Origin of the sequence: Streptomyces katrae, from assembly GCF_000966975.1 — a bacterium.
GTDB lineage: Bacteria > Actinomycetota > Actinomycetes > Streptomycetales > Streptomycetaceae > Streptomyces > Streptomyces katrae.
Genome location: NZ_JZWV01000529.1, coordinates 1 through 616, shown reverse-complemented (window position 1 = coordinate 616; position 616 = coordinate 1). Strand labels below are relative to the sequence as shown.

Below are 616 nucleotides of genomic sequence, written 5' to 3'. Positions count from 1 at the left end.
TCCCCCAGCTACCGCCGGGAGGTGCCCCCAGCGCCTCAAACGCCGACGGGGCCATAAGTAGCGGTCAGTGTTGGACCTTCAGGATGTTGCCGATCACGTTGTCCGGGAGGAGCGTGTTGCACTGGAGTTCCGCCGTCTGCGTCAGTGCGTCGTCGCGGCAGACGTAGAAGTCCTTGTACGCCAGCTGCAGCCCGTACGAGGTCCCCGCCAGCAGCAGCGCCAGCGTCGCCGAGACCAGGCCGCTGATCGCCGCCGCCCGCTGCGGCCGGGCCGCCGGGCCGAGGGCGGCGAGGCCGCCCGGCTGGGCCGGGGTGCCCTTCGTCGGGTCGGCCGCGGTCGCCGGGCGGCCGCGCAGCGCGCTGATCCCCCAGTACATCGCCAGCGCGCCCAGCAGCAGCCCCATCGAGGGGATCCCGAAGATGCAGAAGAAGAACCCCCACATGCCCCCGAGCATCGCGTACCGCGCGCGCCGCTGGACCGGGTCCATCGGGTCCCAGCGGGCGGGCCCGCCGGGCTCCTGGCCGGGGTTCGGGCCGGACGGGCCCGACGGGTCGCCGCCGTCGCGCGGGCGCTGCGGCTGCCGGGGCTGCCACGGCTGGTCGGGCCGGCCCTCCGG

General features: G+C 75.3%; 1 protein-coding gene. It reads right to left on the bottom strand.

What is annotated here, in order from left to right:
* Positions 1-64 precede the first annotated feature (64 nt).
* A partial coding sequence (locus VR44_RS19300; protein WP_052713708.1) for a hypothetical protein occupies positions 65-616 on the bottom strand: 552 nt, incomplete at its 5' end.